Origin of the sequence: Methylocystis sp. MJC1 (genome assembly GCF_026427715.1) — a bacterium.
Lineage (GTDB): Bacteria > Pseudomonadota > Alphaproteobacteria > Rhizobiales > Beijerinckiaceae > Methylocystis.
Genome location: NZ_CP107558.1, coordinates 2,967,556 through 2,982,235, shown reverse-complemented (window position 1 = coordinate 2,982,235; position 14,680 = coordinate 2,967,556). Strand labels below are relative to the sequence as shown.

Here is a 14,680-nt window from a genome sequence, read left to right as displayed (position 1 = left end):
CCCCTTCTGGCCAGCACGCAAACCGCGTTCTGAAAGCGATGTTCTCCAAGTGCTACCGCCCATTCGGCTTTTAGTCAACTAGTTCTATAGATTTTAAGTGAGACTCCTTCTGGTTCTGTCGCCGCCCGGGCGCCCAGGCCCTTGCGCCCAGCAGTCGTGCCGGCCTTTGACGGGCTCGCAGCCGTTTCTTGAGTTTGCCGTCGCCATAGCCGCGCATAGGCGCCGCCGCGCGCGAGAAGCTGCACATGTGTCCCGCGTTCGATAATGCGCCCCGCGTCCATCATGAAAACACGGTCGCAGTCGATCACGGAATTGAGCCGGTGGGTGACGAGCAGGATTGTCCGGCGCCTTTTGAGGCGGTGGAGGGTTTCGATCAGCCGCTGCTCGTTTTCCGGATCGAGCGCGCTCGTTGGTTCGTCGAGGACCAGGAAGGGCGCGTCGCTCAGAAGCGCTCTTGCAATGGCGAGGCGCTGGCGTTGGCCGCCGGAAAGATTGGCGCCGCCTTCGTTGAGCGCCGTGTCATAGCCATCCGGGAGAGCGTCGATGAACTCCGCCGCGCCCGCGAGCGCCGCCGCATCTTCTATGTCCTCGCGGCTCGCCGACGGGCGGCCATAGGCAATGTTCTCCGCGACGCTTGTCGGAAGCACGAGATTGTCCTGCGTCACGAAAGCAAAATGCGCGCGCAGGTCGACAAGACGCGCACGACGGACGTCGATCCCGTCGAGCCGCAAAGCGCCGCGCGAGGGATCGTGAAACCGCAGCATCAGCTTCAGGAGTGAGCTTTTGCCGACCCCGCTCGGGCCGACAAAAGCGACCATTTCCCCCGGCGCGATTGTCGCCGAGACATTCGACAGCACAGGCCGCTCGGGTTGGTAGGCGAAGGAAATGTGGTCGAGAGACAAAAGCCGCGGGCGCGGCGGCAGCGCCTGTGCATCCGGCTTGTCCTTGATCGTCTCAGGCTCGTCGAGAATGAAAAACACGCGCCGCGTGGCGGCTTCAAAGGTTCGAATCTTAGAGAAAAACTCGGCGAGCCATTTGAGAGGGTCCCAAAGCTTGCGCAGATAATCCATGAAAATGATCAGAGCCCCCACCGTCATGCCGCCCGGCGCCGGCGAAAGGAACTGGTCCCGATAGACGAGCCAGCCGCCATAGCCGAGTATAATCGCGCCGCCGAGGGAGAGGATAATGTCGCGCGCGAGCGGATAGAGCTGCTCCTGCCAGTTCAATTGCAGCAGCGCCTTCACGCTGCGCGCGACGGCTTCCTCGAAGCGGCGGAACTCGAAGGGCTCGCGTCGGAAGGCCTGCGACAGTGGCACGCGCGACATTGCTTGCTGAATATGTGCGGTGAGATCGGCGTCGATCTGCTTCGACTCCAGCGCACGCTGATGTATCCGCATGCCGAAGCGCCAGTTGCTCCACAAAATCAGCGGCGCCACTGCATAGGCGGCGAAAGTTAGCGGGGCGCTGCGCGACAGCAGGATCGCCGTCATGACGACAAGAGTTACAGCCGCGACGGAGGTGCCGATCATGATATCGACGACGCCCCAGGGGCCGAAGGCGTCGGTGGTCAGGCGGTAGATGGAGTCGCCCAGCGGCCGCGATTGGTGATAAGCCAGATCGAGCCGTTGCAGCTTGCCGAAGAGATCCGCGCGCACGCGCGTGGTGCCCCAATAGTTCAGGTAATAATTGATCATCATGCGGGCCATCCAGGCCGAATAGCCGATGATTTGCAGAACAAGGCCGATGAGGACGAGGCCGAGAATTTGTCCCGGCTTGTCCTTCGGCAAAACGGCCAGAAAATAACCGTGCAGCCAGCCGCCCTTAGGCTCCGTTGTCAGCACCGAGTCGACGAGCACTGCAAGCGGCCAGGCTTCCAGCAATCCAACGCCCACGGAAACGCCGATGAGGACGACCAGCGTCGCGATCCAGGGCCGGTCGGGTGAAAAATAAGAGAAGGCGCGTTCGTAGACCGTGCGTTTGGCGCCGGCGCGAAGTCGCTCGTCTGTCGAATTCATGCTCCCTTCAACGCGTCGCAAGGCAAAAAGGTCGCGCTCGCGCGCCGCTCAAACATGCTGGCAAATAAGAAAAAACGCTGTTCGGCCCGAGCGTGGCGGATGCTTTCCCGGCGTGAACGTTCGAATACGTATTCGTACTTACTTCCCATGCTCCACGCGCAAACGATCTAGCGCTGATCGCTTCGATCGTCTGGCGATAGCGACCGGCGTTTCAGTCCCTGAAGCGCCGGCGCTCTGGCAACCGGACGAGGGGCTGCTCGGCTGGAAGGATGCGCTGGCCGGCTACGGCAGGGGGATGAAAAAAGCCCTCGAACTTCCAGCGCAGCAGTTGAACGGGAGGTCACAATGCCACGCAGTCACGGCACGGAACACGGAAAAGGCACAGAGAAGTCCAAGGGCACGATGACGGTTCAGGAAGCCGGCAAGATGGGCGGCGAAATCCGCAAGGAAGAGCTCGGCCCGGAAGGCTATTCCGAGATCGGCAAGATGGGCGGCGAAGTCCGCAAGGAGCAGCTCGGCCACGAGGGTTACTCGGAAATGGGCAAGAAGGGCGGCGAGGCGCGCAAGGAGCAGCTCGGCCCGGAAGGCTATTCCGAGCTCGGCAAGATGGGCGGCGAAGCGCGCAAGGAGCAGCTGGGTCCTGAGGGCTACTCTGAGCTCGGCCACAAGGGCGGGCAGCGCGTCAAGCAGCTGATCGAGGAAGGTAAGCGCGCCGAAGGCGAGGGCGGCGAGATGAACGAGCAGGAAGATGAGGCGAGCCGTCGCGGCAAACCGCGTCACTAACCTCGACGCCTGAAGGAGAAGGAAGATGGCGCAGCGACAGTCTGGCCAGGAGCCGGGGAAGACCGGCAAGGGAAAGATGACCGTCCAGGAAGCCGGCCACCTCGGCGGCGAGAAGGGCGGCCATAAGGGCGGTCAGCGCGTGAAGGAGCTGATCGAGGAAGGCAAGGAGAAGGAACAGACGAAGGGCAAGGGCGGCGAGACCAAGCCGCGCCACTGAGTGGCCACCAAAGGAGAAGGAGGCCAATATGCCGCAGAAGCACACAGAGCCCCAGAAGCCGCCGGTTCGACCTGGGCAGATGACGGTCGAAGAGGCAGGACGCCTCGGCGGCCACAAGGGCGGCCAGCGCGTGAAGCAGCTTGTCGAGGAAGGCAAGCGCCTGGAGCGTGAGGAAGGCGGCGAAGAGATCAAGACTACCGAGCAAGACGATGAAGAGGACGGCGAAGCCTGATCCTTGGGTTTCGCCGTAACGGCGAAAGGAACAGAAGATGCCGCAGAAACAGAGTGGAACGCAGGGCGGCGGGAAATCGCCAGCCAAGCCGATGACGGTCAAGGAAGCCGGCAAGATGGGCGGCGAAATCCGCAAGGAAGAGCTTGGGCCCGAGGGCTACTCCGAGCTCGGCCACAAGGGTGGGCAGCGCGTGAAGGAGCTCATCGAGGAAGGCAAGCGCTCGGAAGGCGGCGGCCCCGCGAAGGGCGGCAAGAAGCACTAGCGCAAGCCGGACCAGGAGGACATGATGCCTCGAACGACCGGAAACACGGGCGAGGGTCGCGGCAGCGGCCACAAGGGACCTGCAAAGGGCTTCGCCTTCGGCGTCGCATCGGTGACGCAGGCGCTCCATGGCGCAAGCTTCCCGATCTCCAAGGAGGATCTCATCCGCCAACACGGCAAGGAGGAGGTCAACTGGACTAAGGACAGCTCCGAAAGTCTGGGCGACATTCTCAAGGACGTGGACAAGGACGAGTTCCTTTCCGTCGCCGACGTCGCTTCGGCCGTTTCCGAAGCGCACAGGGAGGAGGGGGAGGAAGAGTAGCTTCCCCCCTCCAAGACCGTCGACCAGAGGGGGGTCGGCGGGCTGCTTTGAAAGCCATTATTGCGCGTGTTGGAGGCATTCTTTTTTACACAGAGGCCGGCGGCGGAGGCTGACTGGCTGCGGCCTCGATTGCGCCGCCGCGCCCGCGGCGTTACAACGCGCTCCTTCACAAATCGCTAAGCGACTCACGCCGATCCGTGTCGGCGAATGAGCGCGACAGGAGCGTCATATGGTTGCGGTTACTTTCCCCGACGGGGCGTCCCGTCAGTTCGAGCCCGGCGTCACCGGCTTCGACATCGCCAAAAGCATCTCCCCCTCTCTGGCCAAGCGCAGCGTCGCCATGACGCTCGACGGCGCGCTCGTCGATCTGATGAAGCCCGTCCAGAAGGACGCCAGGATCGAATTCGTCTCGCGCGACGATCCCCGCGCGCTGGAGCTCATTCGCCACGACGCCGCCCATGTGCTGGCCGAGGCCGTGCAGGAGCTTTACCCCGGCACGCAGGTGACGATCGGCCCGGTCATCGAGAACGGCTTCTATTACGACTTCCACCGCGCCGAGCCCTTCACCCCCGAGGACCTGCCGGTCATCGAGAAGAAGATGCGCGAGATTATCGCCCGCGACGCGCCGATCTTGCGCGAGGAATGGGACCGCGATCACGCCAAGACATGGTTCATCGCCAAGGGCGAGACCTTCAAGGGCGAGCTGATCGACAGCATCAAGTCGGACGAGCCGCTCTCGGTCTACAAGCAGGGGCACTGGCTCGATCTCTGCCGCGGCCCGCATCTGCCCTCGGTCGGCAAGATCGGCAACGCCTTCAAGCTGATGAAGGTCGCGGGCGCCTATTGGCGCGGCGACTCGACCAAGCCCATGCTCTCGCGCATCTATGGCACCGCCTGGACGACGCAGGAGGAGTTGGACGCCTATCTGCATCGCCTGGAGGAGGCCGAGCGCCGCGACCATCGGCGCCTGGGCCGCGAGATGGATCTCTTCCATTTCCAGGAGGAGGGACCGGGCGCGATCTTCTGGCATCCGAAGGGCTGGACGCTCTTCCAGTCGCTCGTCTCCTACATGCGCCGCAAGCAGAAGGCCGCCGGATACACCGAGGTCAACACGCCGCAGGTGCTCGACCGCGCCTTGTGGGAAACCTCCGGCCATTGGCAGACCTATCGCGAGAACATGTTCGTCACCAAGACGGAGGACGAACGCGTCTTCGCGATCAAGCCGATGAACTGCCCTGGCCATGTGCAGATCTTCAAGAACGGCTTGAAGTCCTATCGCGACCTGCCGGTGAAGATCGCCGAGTTCGGCGTCGTGCATCGCTACGAGCCCTCGGGCGCGCTGCATGGCATGATGCGCGTGCGCGCCTTCACGCAGGACGACGCGCATATCTTCTGCTCCGAAGACCAGATCATGGACGAGGCGCTGAAGATCAACGACCTCATCCTCACCATCTATCGCGACTTCGGCTTCGATGATGTGGTGGTGAAGCTGTCGACCCGCCCCCAGAAGCGCGTGGGCTCCGACGAAGCCTGGGACAAGGCGGAAGCGGCGTTGTGGCGCGTGCTGGATGAACTCGCCAAGCGCGGGCTGAAGACCGGCGTTCAGGAGGGCGAAGGCGCTTTCTATGGACCCAAGCTCGAATATACGCTGCGCGACGCCATCGGCCGAGAATGGCAATGCGGCACGACGCAGGTCGACTTCAACCTGCCCGTGCGCTTCGGCGCTTTCTACATCGGCGCCGACAGCGAGAAGAAGGTCCCGGTGATGATCCACCGCGCCATGTTCGGCTCGCTCGAACGCTTCACCGGCATTTTGATCGAGCATTACGCCGGCCATCTGCCGCTGTGGCTCTCGCCGTTGCAGATCGTCATTTGTACGATCACGCAGGAGGCCGACGACTACGCTTATGAGGTGGCGGCGGCGGCGCGCAAGCTCGGTCTCAATGTCGATGTTGACGCGCGCAACGAGAAGATCACCTACAAGGTACGCGAACATTCGCTCGCCAAGGTTCCCGTGCTTCTCGTCGCCGGCAAGAAGGAGGCGGCCGAACGCACGATCTCCATCCGCCGCCTCGGCTCGCAGCAGCAGACGCAGCTCGGTATCGACGAGGCGCTGGGGCAGTTGGCCGATGAGGCGACGCCACCAGATGTGAAGGGGGTGGCGTAGGGATTTCGCGGGGGAGGGAGGCGGCTCAGGCCCAAATTCGCCATTGTGTCTCGTTGATCGCTAGAGCGCATTCCGCAAAAGTTGATAGACTTTTGCGATAAGAATGCGCTCCAGCTTTTTGACTCTGCGCGCTTTCTTATCGCTCGCATGATTCCATGCGAGCGGAAAGCGCGCTAACGGTGCCGCTCTTCTCCCTCCCCCCACGAAGTGGCGGGGAGGGGTAGGGGGGCGACGCAGTTCCATGGACGCCCTCAGCCAGACATGAAACCTCTTTTAGGGCGCGGGCGCAGACTGGCTTGGCGCAATGCGTTCGAAACGCGCGAGCATCTGCCGCAGGTAACGTCGAGCCGCGCCGGTGTGCGCCTCTGTGTAACGCGAGAACAGATAGCCCGCGCCAACGGCGAGGCTCATCGCTGCGGCCAGCGTCATCCAATGGGCAGGCGTTGCGGGCTGTTGCGGCCAGGACGCTCCCATAGCCTGCGCGACAGCTGCGCGGAAAAAGACCAGCACCGGGAGGTGGATGCTGTAGAGCGAGAATGAAAAATCGGCGAGTTTCTTGTGCAGCTTGGGACGAAAAAGCGCCCACCCTTCTTCCGGGCTGAACCGCAGGGCGAGCACGAAATTCACCAAGAACACGGCTGTCATGAGATCGGCGGCGTCTTGCAGCCAGGGGTACGCGGCAAGTAACGGCCCGCGCACGAGCAGGCGAACGGGGATGACGACGCCAGCGTAGAGAGCAAGCGCCAGCCACCGCGATGTGATCGGAGGCCGCTGCGCCAGCGTCGCGAGCGCTCCCATCGCCCAAAGTAAATAACCCCACCTGAACCAGTGGGAGGATGTCGCGAACACCCAGCACAGGGCCACGCCGAAGAGAAAGCCGGCAAGCCTAAGGCCGAGCGAATAGTTTCGCGCCAGCGGCAGCAACAACAGCGGGAAGGTGATATAGTACCAAAATTCACACGCAAGCGACCAAAGAGGGCCGTTGGTGCCGAAAAATTCTGAAAGGATGCTTTGCAGGTTCAGAAGGTTGGTCACAAAGAGGCGCGGAGCGAAGTGGCCCTGGAATACGGGCAAGTCATAAACGCCGCTCGCCAAAAACAGAACGCGCCCGGCGCCGTCTAGCACCACCGTAAGGAGAAGGGCGGGGATAAGGACAATATAGATCCGCGCGAACCGGTGGATGAGATATTCACGAAGAAAGTCTTGCTGCTTTCTCAGGTAAGCCAGGACGGCGCCGCCGACGAGATAGCCTGATATTACAAAGAAGCCAACGACCGCCTGATGGCCAAGCTCGAAGCTGACGACAAACCACCATGCGTAGACGAAAGATGAATGCGGCGCACTCATGATGTCGGCGAGGTTCACAAACATGTTAGTCGCGTGAACGGCCAGAACGAGCAGAGCTCCGACCCACCGGCATGCGTCAATGACTTGAGACAGAATGAATGGCAATGGATTAATCCTTCAGTTGCCAAGCTTTCAAGAGCAGCTTGAGCCCTTATAGCTGTCTGCAGTGTCGAGCGTCTGTTGCACGTAAGCAACAACCCGACCAAGAAAGTCTTTTCGAAACTCGGGATTTGGCAAAGCTTAAGCCGAAGGCCAGGAGGGGCAGGGATGGGGGCGATGCAGCTCCACGAGTGTCGCCACAGGAGCCGCCCAGCGCCGAATCCCCCGCCGCCGTTTCCGACGCAAGGCGATGGCAGGAAGCTGGGACGCCCCGGCCCCGTTCGGCCGGTCGCGTGAAGGAAGCAAACGCATCGGAACCAGGGCGTCCGGCTGCGGTCTTTATTCGCGCGCACCTTTCCGTCCGGGGTGGGGTCATCCTGTGACCTTGGCCCTTCGGGCACAGCCGCCAGACGGCGACTGCTTCTTTCCCGGATGGTTTCTGGCCACCCGAGCGCGTCGCAAGGGCCTCGACATGCGCCGCCTCCGGCCCGCCGGCGCTTTCCCTTTCGGTACTCGGGCCGCGTGTTGCGGGCGCGGAAATTATGCCCAGCCTTTGCGTGACAAGCGCCACGCAATCTCCCCACGAAGGAGAGACCCGGCGGGCGGCGCCGGATTCCCGCGCGGAACGAGGGTCGCGTCCCGCGCTTAACCGACCCCGCCGGCGCCGCCGACCCTGACGACGCCCCTGCAAGTTGGCGAGGCGGGGGAAGGATAAGGCGGTTTTGGAGGGTGGGGATAAACTCGGGAGCGAATTTTTCTATGGAGGGCCGCGCTCTGCCCCCTCTCCCCGCGCGTGCGCGGGGAGAGGGCGACAAAATAAATTTAGGGCTTCGCGCTCTCTGGTTTGTCAACAAACCTCCGAGGCGGCCTCGTCCTTCGAGACGCGAGCTTCGCTCGCTCCTCAGGATGAGGCCTAAGTGTTTGGCGTAGATGCAGAAGCCCCTCATGCTGAGGAGCCTGCGCAGCAGGCGTCTCGAAGCACGAGGGGCGTCCGCGCCTCTTAATCGAAGGTGACGCCCGTTCGGGGGCCTCTAAAGCGCTTGCGGACACGCAAAGCAGTTCTCATGCTGAGGAAGCGGCGAAGCCGCTGTCTTGAAGCACGAGGACTGCGATGGGGATCGAAGGCGCGAGTGTCTACATCCTCCATTGCGCCGACGGCAGCTATTACACAGGCTTGACGCGCAAGGAGGTCGAAACTCGCGTCGGCGAGCACAATGCCGGGATCAACGCCGAATACACATCGCGGCGGCGGCCCGTGAAGCTGCTTTGGTCCGCGCATTTCGAGCAGTTGACGGATGCTATAGCAACCGAGCGACGGATCAAGGGCTGGAGCCGCGCCAAGAAAGAGGCGTTCATGAGAGCTGATTTCGATGCCTTGCCGCTGTTGGCGGCGCGCCGGAATAAGAAGGGGGACGGAGGGTAAATTCGAGAGGATTTTAGATGAAGACCAAGACCTACTCTTTCCTTTGAGTTCGTCTTAAACGCCATCCTTTAACCCAGGGGAGGTATGACTCTGGCCAAAACCTGTTTACCAAAATTCTTAAGCACCAAAATACAGCAGAAACCCCACTGAAACACGCTCCTTTCTGATTCATTTCTGCTGCGGACAGCATCGCTTGGAAAAATGGGTCATCTTTTGGGACGCTACCCAGTAACTTCCCATCTGCGGTAGATCGCCCCATGCTGATCGGAACCAGTAGACGGCCGCCGTGAGCGCGGACAACGCCGCGCAAACCTCAAAAATCAGCTCACTGCAACCCTTACTGAGGCTGCGCATTTAATTCGATCGCTTTTTGCGCGCGGTTGGAACTCGACCTGTTCCGCCGCACTGGACGCACTTGTCGGCGCTTACTTGTCCCTCAGGAGTTGGTTTGGGCCGTTGCTGTGGATCAACACCAGTGCCATCGCATTGCGGGCATTTTTCGACGTCTCTAGAATTCATGTGGAGTTGCTCCTGCCTCACATAAGCCGAGGCTTTGGTAGGAGGTAGTTTGCTCCTTCCCCGAATTGAACATGGTGCTGAGCCGGCTACCAATTGTGGCCTTACTCTGCCCGACGCCGCTTTCGGCGCCGCCCTCCTATGCAACGGGGAGGGATTTGCTCCCGCCCAGCATTCTCTCGCTCGCCCGCTCACCCGCTTGACGACTCCGCCCCGCCATGGCCATTAAGCGCCAGGCCAAAAGGCGCGCCGTTTTTGCTTCGAGGAGAGACTCCGGCATGAATATCCACGAATACCAGGCCAAAGCCATTTTGCGCGAGTTCGGCGCGCCCGTCGCCGCTGGCTTTCCGGTCCTGAAGGCCGATGAGGCCGCCGAGGCCGCCAAAAAGCTTCCCGGCCCGGTCTATGTGGTGAAGGCGCAGATCCATGCCGGCGGCCGCGGCAAGGGCAAGTTCAAGGAAGACGCCGCCGGCCCGCAGGGCGGCGTGCGCATCGCCAAGTCGATTCAAGAGGCGGAAGCCTTCGCCCGGCAGATGCTCGGCAATACGCTCGTCACGATCCAGACCGGCGAGCCCGGCAAGCAGGTCAACCGCCTCTACATCGAGGACGGCGCCGCGATCGAGAAGGAATTCTATCTCTCCATGCTGATCGACCGCGCGACCTCGCGCATCGCCTTCGTCGTCTCGACGGAAGGCGGCATGGACATCGAGAAGGTCGCGCACGACACGCCTGAGAAGATCATCACCTTCTCGGTCGATCCGGCCACCGGCCTGATGCCGCACCACGGCCGCCGCGTCGCCGACGCGCTCGGCCTCAAGGGCGATCTCGCCAAGCAGGCGGGCGATCTCGTCGCGAAGCTCTATGCGGCCTTTGTCGCCAAGGACATGGAGCTTCTCGAGATCAATCCGCTGATCACCACCAAGGACGGCAAGCTGCGCTGCCTCGACGCCAAGGTGAGCTTCGAGAACAACGCGCTTTACCGCCATCCGGAGCTGGCCGAGCTGCGCGATCTCTCGGAAGAGGACGAGAAGGAGATCGAGGCCTCGAAGCACGACCTCGCCTATATCTCGCTCGACGGCAATATCGGCTGCATGGTCAATGGCGCCGGCCTCGCGATGGCGACCATGGACATCATCAAGCTCTATGGCGCCTTCCCGGCGAACTTCCTCGACGTCGGCGGCGGGGCCACGACCGAGAAGGTGACGGCGGCCTTCAAGATCATCACCGCCGACCCGAATGTGAAGGGCATTCTGGTCAATATCTTCGGCGGCATCATGCGCTGCGACACCATCGCGGAAGGCGTGATCGCGGCGGTGAAGGAAGTGGGGCTCAAGGTGCCGCTGGTCGTGCGCCTCGAAGGCACCAATGTCGATCTGGGCAAGAAGATCATCAGCGAGTCGGGGCTGAATGTGATCCCGGCCGACGATCTCGATGACGCCGCGCAGAAGATTGTGAAGGCGATCAGCTGAGCTGACGTCGACTTACTGGTTTGGCCCCTCGTCCTTCCAGGGACGAGGGGCTTTTTCTTTTTGCGGTGGATGCTGGGCGTGAGCCCATCCCTCCCCTTTACGGGGAGGGTGGCCCCGCGTGAGCGGGGTCGGGTGGGGTAAAGCCCCACCACTGCTGTTGCGGCGCGGCCCCACCCGGCGGCCTACGGCCGCCGACCTTCCCGTGAAGGGGAGGTATGGGGATCAATGGCCAGGTCGCTATAATCGGATTGCCACGAGGGCGCATCGTTCCGCCTTGCTTCGCGGGCGCAAAACCGCCATCTTTGGGGCCGAACCTGACCACTCCGGCCACTCGTCCGGGCGGATGCGCCATGTCTTGCTGCAAGGACGCGCCGCCCTTTTCCTAGGAAAGCGCCCGTGCCTCGTTTCGCTGATCCGCTCGCTGCCGCGTCCCGCGGCGCCAGGAGCCTGTTGCTGCGCGGCGGCGTGGCGCTCGTCGCCCTTTCCGCCGCCTGGTGCGCTTTCCCGACGGCGAGCTTCGCGCTGGCCCGCGAGGGAAACCTTTCGGTCGCGCGGCCTTTCGAGGTCGGGTCGAGCATTTCCGGCAATTATCTCGCAGCGATCGTCGCCGGCGCCGAGCGCGACACGCTCGCCGCCTCGACCTTCTTCCGTGAGGCGCTGCGCGACGATCCCAACAATCAGGATTTGGTCGACCGCTCTTTCGTCGCGGCGCTCGCCAATGGCAATATGGCCGATGCGGTGGCGCTCGCGCCGCGCGTCGTGGCCCATGACAAGGCCAATGGCCTCGCGCATCTGACCAAGGGCGTCGATCTCATCAAGAACCGCCGTTACGCGGCGGCGCGGGCCGAGCTGGCCAAGAGCGGCGGCGACCGGCGCCACGACATCACCTCGACGCTGCTGACCGCCTGGACCTATGCCGGCGCCAAGGACACGCGCAAGGCGCTCGCGACGCTCGACTCGCTGAACGACGAGGCTTTCATCGTTTTCCGCGACTATCACGCGGCGCTGATCGCCGACATGGGCGGCAACAAGGCGGAGGCCGAGAAGCGCTTCAAATCGGCCTATGGCGCCGAGCGGAACACGCTGCGTCTCGTCGACGCCTACGCCCGCTTCCTCGCGAGCCGCGGCCAGCGCGACGAAGCCAAGAAGCTGTATCAAGGTTTCGACGAGGTGGCGCCCGGCCATCCGATCATCACGGCCGGCCTTACGGCGCTCGACGAGGGTAAGCCGCTGCCGCCTTTCGTGCGCACGCCCGAGGAGGGCGCCGGCGAAGCGCTCTATGGGCTCGGCGCCGTCGGCGGCCGCTCGGGCGACGAGCTGGCCTCGCTCATCTATCTGCGCCTGGCGCTCCATCTCGCGCCCGAGAACGCCCTCGCCATCATCACGCTCGGCGACGTCTATGAGCGCATGAAGCAGGAAGAGACGGCGATCGACCTCTATGACAGCGTGCCCAAGGACAGCGCGCTTCGGGTCAACGCCGACGTGCAGGCGGCGCTGCTGCTCGAGACGCTCGGCAAGTCGAAGGAGGCGAGCGAGCATCTCGCCCAGGTGGTGGGCGCCAATCCGAAAAATCAGGAGGCGCTGACGGCGCTGGGCAATCTCCAGCGCTCGCGCAAGCTCTTCGCCGACGCGGCGGCGACTTATTCGCGCGTCATCGCTTTGCAGCCCAAGCCCGACAAGGGCCAGTGGCTGCTCTACTACTATCGCGGCATCGCCAATGAGCGCCGCAAGGATTGGAAGGGCGCCGAGTCCGACCTCAAGAAGGCGCTGGAGCTGAACCCCGATCAGCCGCTGGTGCTGAACTACCTCGGCTATAGCTGGGTGGATCAGGGGATCAATCTCGACGAGGCGTTCCGGATGCTGCGCCGCGCCGTCGATCTGCGCCAGCGCGACGGCTATATTGTCGACAGCCTGGGATGGGCCTATTACCGCCTCGGCCGGTGGGACGACGCCGTGCGCGAGCTGGAGAAGGCGATCGACCTGAAGCCCTCTGATCCGGTGATCAACGACCATCTGGGCGACGCCTATTGGCGCGTGGGCCGCAAGCTCGAGGCGCAGTTCCAATGGAACCATGCCCGCGATCTGAGCCCCGATCCGGACGACCTGCCGAAGATCCTGGACAAGATCAAGAATGGGCTAAAGGATCAGCCGGCGGTGGCGGGAGAGACGACGAAGAACGGGGGATAATTGAGGTCCGTTAAGCGGTTCTGAGCGACGCGCGGCATTAGCCCGCCAGCTCCATCACGACCGCCCATTCCTCATCCGTCACCGGCTGGACAGAGAGCCGCGAATTATTGACGAGCACCATCTCGGCGAGCCGCGGCTCGGACTTGATTTGCGCCAGCGTGACGGGCTTCTTCAAAGGCTTCACCGCCTTCACGTCGACCATGCCGAATTTGCCGGTCTCGTCGGTGTGATCGGGGTAATATTCCTTGATGATCTCGATGATCCCGACGATCGCCCGCTCTTCGTTGGAGTGGTAGAAGAAGCCGCGTTCGCCCTTCTTCATCGCCATCAGATGTTTCTTGGCGAGATGGTTGCGCACGCCGTTCCAGAACGTGCCTTTCGCTCCCGCCTCGACCTGCTGGTCCCAGGACCATTTCGAGGGTTCGCTTTTCAAAAGCCAATGCGCCATCTATAGCTCCGCGCCCACGACGCGCTTCCAGGCCTTCAGTTCGACGCGCTCGAAAAGGCCGGCATGCGCGTAAGGATCTTGCGCAAGCAAGGCGCGGGCCGAGGCTTCATCGGGACAGTCGAGGATGAGCATGGAGCCGACCGGCTTGTCGTTCTCGACAAAGGGCCCGCCGAGCTTCACTTGCGCCGCATGCGCGTCGAGAAAGGTGAGATGGGCGGCGCGGGTGGACATGCGCAGGTCGACGTGACCGGGCTTGTCGAAGCAAAGGGCGACGAAGAGCAAGGGCGGGCCTCGGTGAAAGTTTGAACGTCGCCCTTCAAACCAAAGGGCGCGGGGGCGGTCAAGCTGCGGATAGCGAGGCAGGCTTTTCCAACAGTCTTAGCATTTGCAAAGCGGCAACGTTGCTGAAAATCGCGAGCAATTTGACGCCGCTACTCAGGAGTCGTCGAGCGCACGTAGCGATCGCCAATTCCTGGAGACCCCGATAATGAAAAGATTGCTATTTCGGTCACGACTCTGGCGCTGATCGCCAGCTCCGCTCTTGCAGCCGACCTTCCCTGGCATAAGGGGCCGCCGGTCCTTCCGCCGCCCCCGCCCCCGCCAATGTGGACAGGATTTTATGCCGGCGTGAACCTGGGTGGCGGAGTCAGCACGTCCACAACTGTTACGACCACTGGCTATTCCGTCTACGACTGGGCGGCAGGTGCGTATAATCTACCGTTCGGCTGGACGTCCGGCTATCGGGCAGGGAACGCCAGCGTCGGGCAGGCCGGTGTCGTCGGCGGTGGGCAGATTGGTTACAACTATCAGGTCAGCCCGCACGTCGTGCTCGGCTTCGAGACGGATTTTCAAGGGACCAGCATCTCGGGCGGCGGAACGTCGTACGGCTTGGCGGGAGCCTCCGGCAATACGGCAAACCCCGCGGAGAACTTCCTGCATCTGCAAAGCGGTGTTGTGAACGCTTCTACGGGCATCGGGTGGATTGGCACGGTCAGAGGCCGTGTCGGCTATCTGGCGACGCCATCTCCTGATCAACCCTGCTGCGCCGAATTCGATCGCGATCGTCAATGGCGCAACGACGACGTTCAACTATCTGGGCGTAATCGCCTGCGTCGGCGTCAACTATCACTTCGACTGGAGATCCATGCCGGTCGTCGCCAGGTTCTAATCCGATGCGACTGCGGCCTTGCCTTT

General features: G+C 62.6%; 14 protein-coding genes. 10 read left to right on the top strand and 4 right to left on the bottom strand.

The window, feature by feature from the left end:
• Positions 1-74 precede the first annotated feature (74 nt).
• Entirely contained in the window at positions 75-2,015 is a 1,941-nt protein-coding gene (locus OGR47_RS14400; RefSeq protein ID WP_165052948.1) for an ABC transporter ATP-binding protein, read from the bottom strand.
• A gap of 345 nt (positions 2,016-2,360) precedes the next feature.
• Here OGR47_RS14400 and OGR47_RS14395 point away from each other — a divergent pair, with 345 nt between their 5' ends.
• The 6 genes from OGR47_RS14395 to thrS all read left to right on the top strand — a co-directional run bounded on the left by OGR47_RS14395 (position 2,361) and on the right by thrS (position 5,997).
• Positions 2,361-2,798 (top strand): KGG domain-containing protein, encoded by a 438-nt coding sequence (locus OGR47_RS14395; RefSeq protein ID WP_165052945.1) that lies wholly within the window; start codon positions 2,361-2,363, stop codon positions 2,796-2,798.
• 25 nt (positions 2,799-2,823) lie between these two features.
• Complete coding sequence (locus tag OGR47_RS14390; protein WP_165052943.1) at positions 2,824-3,015, top strand: Em GEA1 (EM1); 192 nt, start codon at positions 2,824-2,826, stop codon at positions 3,013-3,015.
• A 28-nt stretch (positions 3,016-3,043) separates the two neighbouring features.
• Positions 3,044-3,247 carry an Em GEA1 (EM1) gene (locus OGR47_RS14385; RefSeq protein ID WP_165052940.1) on the top strand — a complete coding sequence of 68 codons (204 nt, stop codon included), beginning with the start codon at positions 3,044-3,046 and terminating at the stop codon, positions 3,245-3,247.
• 37 nt (positions 3,248-3,284) lie between these two features.
• Positions 3,285-3,509, top strand: coding sequence for an Em GEA1 (EM1) (locus tag OGR47_RS14380; RefSeq protein WP_165052937.1), 225 nt, complete (start codon positions 3,285-3,287; stop codon positions 3,507-3,509).
• Positions 3,510-3,530: 21 nt separating this feature from the next.
• On the top strand, positions 3,531-3,830 hold the full coding sequence (locus OGR47_RS14375) for a DUF5785 family protein (protein ID WP_165052934.1): 300 nt from the start codon (positions 3,531-3,533) through the stop codon (positions 3,828-3,830).
• A 229-nt stretch (positions 3,831-4,059) separates the two neighbouring features.
• Positions 4,060-5,997, top strand: a complete 1,938-nt coding sequence (gene thrS / locus OGR47_RS14370; protein WP_165052929.1) for a threonine--tRNA ligase — start codon at positions 4,060-4,062, stop codon at positions 5,995-5,997.
• Between the two features lie 273 nt (positions 5,998-6,270).
• On the opposite strand, the gene OGR47_RS14365 is transcribed toward thrS, so the two are convergent.
• Positions 6,271-7,368: an acyltransferase family protein gene (locus OGR47_RS14365; RefSeq protein WP_246729716.1), complete on the bottom strand. Its 1,098-nt coding sequence runs from the start codon at positions 7,366-7,368 to the stop codon at positions 6,271-6,273.
• Between the two features lie 1,186 nt (positions 7,369-8,554).
• On the opposite strand from OGR47_RS14365, the gene OGR47_RS14360 reads away from it, so the two are divergent.
• The 3 genes from OGR47_RS14360 to OGR47_RS14350 all read left to right on the top strand — a co-directional run bounded on the left by OGR47_RS14360 (position 8,555) and on the right by OGR47_RS14350 (position 13,038).
• Entirely contained in the window at positions 8,555-8,866 is a 312-nt protein-coding gene (locus OGR47_RS14360) for a GIY-YIG nuclease family protein (RefSeq protein WP_165052923.1), read from the top strand.
• 794 nt (positions 8,867-9,660) lie between these two features.
• Positions 9,661-10,851, top strand: a complete 1,191-nt coding sequence (sucC, locus tag OGR47_RS14355) for an ADP-forming succinate--CoA ligase subunit beta (RefSeq protein ID WP_165052920.1) — start codon at positions 9,661-9,663, stop codon at positions 10,849-10,851.
• A 396-nt stretch (positions 10,852-11,247) separates the two neighbouring features.
• On the top strand, positions 11,248-13,038 hold the full coding sequence (locus OGR47_RS14350; protein WP_371824430.1) for a tetratricopeptide repeat protein: 1,791 nt from the start codon (positions 11,248-11,250) through the stop codon (positions 13,036-13,038).
• A 37-nt stretch (positions 13,039-13,075) separates the two neighbouring features.
• On the opposite strand, the gene OGR47_RS14345 is transcribed toward OGR47_RS14350, so the two are convergent.
• The gene (locus OGR47_RS14345; protein WP_165052917.1) at positions 13,076-13,486 is read right to left on the bottom strand and encodes an EVE domain-containing protein; all 411 of its coding nucleotides are present in this window, start codon (positions 13,484-13,486) and stop codon (positions 13,076-13,078) included.
• Positions 13,487-13,768 (bottom strand): YciI family protein, encoded by a 282-nt coding sequence (locus OGR47_RS14340; protein ID WP_165052914.1) that lies wholly within the window; start codon positions 13,766-13,768, stop codon positions 13,487-13,489.
• Between the two features lie 718 nt (positions 13,769-14,486).
• Between OGR47_RS14340 and OGR47_RS14335 the strand changes: the two genes are divergently transcribed.
• A complete protein-coding gene (locus OGR47_RS14335) occupies positions 14,487-14,654 on the top strand; it encodes a hypothetical protein (protein WP_165052912.1) in 168 nt (55 codons plus the stop codon).
• Positions 14,655-14,680 lie beyond the last annotated feature (26 nt).

What these genes read in the sequence shown, in the direction of transcription:
- OGR47_RS14365 (WP_246729716.1), bottom strand. Translation starts at nt 7,368, where the DNA reads ATGTTTGTGAACCTCGCCGACATCATGAGTGCGCCGCATTCATCTTTC.
- OGR47_RS14380 (WP_165052937.1), top strand. Translation starts at nt 3,285, where the DNA reads ATGCCGCAGAAACAGAGTGGAACGCAGGGCGGCGGGAAATCGCCAGCC.
- OGR47_RS14400 (WP_165052948.1), bottom strand. Translation starts at nt 2,015, where the DNA reads ATGAATTCGACAGACGAGCGACTTCGCGCCGGCGCCAAACGCACGGTC.
- OGR47_RS14390 (WP_165052943.1), top strand. Translation starts at nt 2,824, where the DNA reads ATGGCGCAGCGACAGTCTGGCCAGGAGCCGGGGAAGACCGGCAAGGGA.
- sucC (WP_165052920.1), top strand. Translation starts at nt 9,661, where the DNA reads ATGAATATCCACGAATACCAGGCCAAAGCCATTTTGCGCGAGTTCGGC.
- OGR47_RS14385 (WP_165052940.1), top strand. Translation starts at nt 3,044, where the DNA reads ATGCCGCAGAAGCACACAGAGCCCCAGAAGCCGCCGGTTCGACCTGGG.
- OGR47_RS14395 (WP_165052945.1), top strand. Translation starts at nt 2,361, where the DNA reads ATGCCACGCAGTCACGGCACGGAACACGGAAAAGGCACAGAGAAGTCC.
- OGR47_RS14375 (WP_165052934.1), top strand. Translation starts at nt 3,531, where the DNA reads ATGATGCCTCGAACGACCGGAAACACGGGCGAGGGTCGCGGCAGCGGC.
- OGR47_RS14345 (WP_165052917.1), bottom strand. Translation starts at nt 13,486, where the DNA reads ATGGCGCATTGGCTTTTGAAAAGCGAACCCTCGAAATGGTCCTGGGAC.
- OGR47_RS14360 (WP_165052923.1), top strand. Translation starts at nt 8,555, where the DNA reads ATGGGGATCGAAGGCGCGAGTGTCTACATCCTCCATTGCGCCGACGGC.
- thrS (WP_165052929.1), top strand. Translation starts at nt 4,060, where the DNA reads ATGGTTGCGGTTACTTTCCCCGACGGGGCGTCCCGTCAGTTCGAGCCC.